This window comes from Mycobacterium sp. (genome assembly GCF_049280035.1).
In the GTDB taxonomy this organism is placed as follows: domain Bacteria; phylum Actinomycetota; class Actinomycetes; order Mycobacteriales; family Mycobacteriaceae; genus Mycobacterium.
In genome coordinates this window covers 1-3,628 of record NZ_JBAPPI010000048.1, presented here as the reverse complement: position 1 = coordinate 3,628, position 3,628 = coordinate 1, and the positions used below count along the sequence as shown (strand labels likewise).

The window sequence follows — 3,628 nt, the reverse complement described above, 5'->3', positions numbered from 1 at the left end:
GGCAGCTCGGCCCGGACATCGTCGGCGCCGGTGTCACAGGGCAGGACATCCCCAAGTTCAACCTCGACGAGATGCCCAATCCGGTGGCCAGCATCTACAAGACCCGCGACGACAGGTTCATCGCGTTCGTGCTGCTGCAGGCCGACCGCTTCTGGTCGGACTTCTGCACACGACTGGGCCGCGCCGATCTGATCGACGACGAGCGATTCGCTTCGGCGATGGTGAGATTCGGGAACCGCAAGGAGTGCATCGCGGAACTGCGCCGGACCTTCGAGTCGCAGGATCTTTCGCACTGGGAGAAGGCCTTCGCCGGTTTCGACGGGGTGTGGGACGTGATGCGCACCGCCCGCGAGGTGCACGAGGACCCGCAGGCGATCGCCAACGGGTATCTGCCGCGCACCACCGATACCAGCGGCAACGAGTTCGCGCTGGCGGCCAGCCCGGTGCAGTTCGACGAGTTGCCGCTGAGCCTGGTCTGCGCGCCGGGGCACGGTGAGCACACCGATGCGCTGCTCGCCGAGCTCGGCTTCAGCGAGGACGAGATCATCGAGTTCAAGATCAACTCGGTCGTGCTGTAGTGGGTTCGGAGCACCTCGCGCGGCGCTTCCTGCACATCAATCTCAACTGTGAATCGTTGGACCGCACCGAGCGTGTCTACGGCGACGTGCTGGGCCTGACGGCACGGATGCGCACCGACCCCAAGGTCGCCACCGACGGCACCATCCTTGGGCTTGACGGTGAAACTTATTGTGCCACCGCATTTTTATACGACGCGCGCGGCGGGCGTGCCGGCTGTGCGCTGGAGGTGATCGAATACCAGTCGCCTGCGTTGGTCCGCGACCCGAGCCGCGACCCGGTGCATCCCGGAATCCGGTCGGTGCACCTGGCGGTCGCTGACCTCGACGGCGCGGTGACCGCGTTGCGCGACGGGGGGCTGACGGTGGGCGATCCGGTCGACAGCCTCATCGGTGACGGCAAGTCGGTTCTTGCGTTGGACCCTGACGGCGTGGTGATCGAGGTGGTCGAGTTACCGTCCGATGCCGGCGGCGCGACGGACGCACGGTGCACACTGTTCAACGGCATCAGGATCGCCGCGATCGACGCTGCCGCGACCGGGAAGTTCCTCACCGCTATCGGGTTCGACGAGGTGGATGCGCCGCGGGTGATGCGGGTCGCCGGTGCGCAGCTCAGCCCGAACGGGACGGGCGAAACCGACTGCGTGGTAGCGCGTTACGCCCTAGCCGAGGATGGGCATCAGTTTACGCTCGTGGTGGTGCAGCACCCCGACACCGTGCATACCCCGGTGCCGTGGGCCGGTAACCGCGAGGGCCTCTACCGTTGCGCGTTGCGGGTGGAGAACGTGCACGACGCACTGGCGCAGGTGCCCGATTCGGTTGAGCGGATGGGCGATCCAGTGTGGTGCCCACTGCCTGGAACCAAGATCGAGGGCCTGCACATCGCGTTCTTGCGCTCGCCGGAAGGCGTGGTGTTCGAATTCGTCGAGCGGCCGCTGAGTCACTTCAGTCCGGCCGCGGCAAGGAGTTGAGCGGTGGATCTGGGAGTACGCGGCAAGGGCTACGTCGTCGTCGGCGGAACAGCGGGCATGGGACTTGCGGCAGCACGGGCGCTGGCCCGCGAGGGTGCGTCCGTCGTGGTGGTCGGGCGCGACGCCGACCGAGGCAAGAACTCCGCGGAAGAACTCGCCGCCGCTGGTGCGGCCTCAGCGCACGGCCTGGCCTTCGACGTGAGTCAGCCCGGTGCGGCGGTGGCCGCGGTCGACGAAGCGGTCCGGATACTTGGCCGACTCGACGGCATCGCCGTCACCATGGGCACTGCCGGGATGATGCCCATCGACTCCGACGACGACGCTTGGGACACCGCGTTTCACGACGTCCTGCTGGCGACCACCCGCAGCGTACAAGCGGCACTGCCCCACCTCGCGGTCAACGGAGGCGCGATCGTGACCACCGCCGCGTACTCTGCCCGCTCGCCACACGAGCCTCGGCTACCCTACGCGAGCCTCAAGGCCGCCGTTGCCACGTTCACCCGGGGTATCGCGCGCACCCACGGCAAATCGGGTATCCGGGCGAACAGCGTCGCCCCCGGCGCCGTGGAAACCGATGCGCTGCACGCCATCCGCGGATACGTCGCCGAAAACAAGGGCTATCCCTACGACGAGGCACTCGAGCGGGCGCTGGTGGAGGACTTCGGGTTCGACGCCGCGCTCGGCCGTCCCGGGCAGCCGGACGAGATCGGCGCGCTGATCGCCTTCCTGCTTTCGGACATCTGCGCGTTCGTCACCGGACAAACCATCTACGCCGATGGCGGGGCGCCGTAATCTGTTCGAAGTTCAGGCCGTCGGCAGCGGTCCGGCCAGCCCGCGCGGAGACGTCCCGTAAAGCCAGCTGACGGCCTGCCCGATCTCCGAAAACGTCAGGGCGGCACCGTCTTTGGCGTGATAGGCGCTAGGCGCCTCGGTGAAGCCCTCGATTCGGGTCAGCTTGTCGCCGTTGATGCGGAGGATCTGCCCGGTGAGCCAGGAAGACTGCGCAGATTGCAGCCAGGCCACCACGGCGGAGCTGCGGGCGGGATGCAGCGCGGGATCGTCAGCGCGGGCGCCGAACACGTCGGCGGTCATCCGCGACATGGCCAGCGGCGAGATCGCGTTGACCGCAACACCGTAACGCTGCGCCTCCATCGCGGTTACGACGGTCAGGTTGGCGATCGCGGCCTTGGCCGCGGCATAAGCGCTCTGTCCGACATTGCCCCACAAGCCCGCGCCCGACACCGTGTTGACGATGTGGGCATCAATCGGGTTGCCTGCCTTGAACTGAGCGCGCCAGTACTCGCAGGCATGTCGGGTGACGGCGAAGGTGCCCTTGAGATGTACGGCGATGACGGCGTCCCAATCGGCCTCGCTGGAGGCAGCGACCATGGAATCACGCAGGATGCCTGCGTTGTTCACCACGCCGGTCAGGGAGCCGAAAGTATCGACGGCGGTGGATACCATGTCGGCGACGTCGTCCCATGCCGACACCGAACCCGTATGTGCGACGGCCTTGCCGCCGGACGCTTCGATTTCGGCGACGACGTCGGCTGCGGGACCTGCTCCGTCGCCGCTGGAACCGTCCCGGCCGACGCCCGGGTCGTTGACAACGACGGCTGCGCCCTGCTTAGCCAACTCGAGGCAGTGGCCGCGGCCGATACCCCGTCCGCCTCCGGTAACGAGGACGACCTTGCCGGTCAAGGGGCCGTCAGGCATCGTGCGTTATCTCCCTCATTCTGAGAACAATTCGGCTATGAGCGCGCGGCGCTGTGACCAGTCCGCTGCCCGCAGGTCGACATGTCCGGACTCAGTGACGATCAGGTCGACGTCGTGGGCGGGTGTGGAAGTGGGCCGGCTGAGCTGCTCGACGAGTGGTGAGCTCCCGTTCATCCTCGTCGGAACGGCGATGATCGACAGCCCGCCGCTGCTCATCCGGGCGGCGGCGCAATAGTCGGGGTGCCCGCCGATCCCGCCGATCACCTTGTCCCGCTTGCCTTCGACGTTGATCTGCCCGTACTGGTCGATCTCGACGGCGGTGTTCACCGCGACCAGCGGTAAGCCGCGCGACAGCCGGGTGAGGTC

General features: G+C 67.2%; 5 protein-coding genes. 3 read left to right on the top strand and 2 right to left on the bottom strand.

The features are described from left to right. The 3 genes from WAN71_RS01585 to WAN71_RS01575 all read left to right on the top strand — a co-directional run. Positions 1 to 578 (top strand): CoA transferase (locus WAN71_RS01585; protein ID WP_422223647.1); only part of this gene is annotated, 578 nt, incomplete at its 5' end. Beyond that, positions 578 to 1,546 (top strand): VOC family protein, encoded by a 969-nt coding sequence (locus tag WAN71_RS01580; RefSeq protein ID WP_422223646.1) that lies wholly within the window; start codon positions 578 to 580, stop codon positions 1,544 to 1,546. The genes WAN71_RS01585 and WAN71_RS01580, both read left to right, overlap by 1 nt. Before the next feature lie 3 nt (positions 1,547 to 1,549). Then, positions 1,550 to 2,338 carry an SDR family NAD(P)-dependent oxidoreductase gene (locus WAN71_RS01575; protein ID WP_422223645.1) on the top strand — a complete coding sequence of 263 codons (789 nt, stop codon included), beginning with the start codon at positions 1,550 to 1,552 and terminating at the stop codon, positions 2,336 to 2,338. 12 nt (positions 2,339 to 2,350) lie between these two features. On the opposite strand, the gene WAN71_RS01570 is transcribed toward WAN71_RS01575, so the two are convergent. Then, a complete protein-coding gene (locus WAN71_RS01570) occupies positions 2,351 to 3,262 on the bottom strand; it encodes an SDR family NAD(P)-dependent oxidoreductase (RefSeq protein WP_422223644.1) in 912 nt (303 codons plus the stop codon). Positions 3,263 to 3,277: 15 nt separating this feature from the next. Continuing rightward, positions 3,278 to 3,628 (bottom strand): acetyl-CoA hydrolase/transferase C-terminal domain-containing protein (locus WAN71_RS01565; protein ID WP_422223643.1); only part of this gene is annotated, 351 nt, incomplete at its 5' end.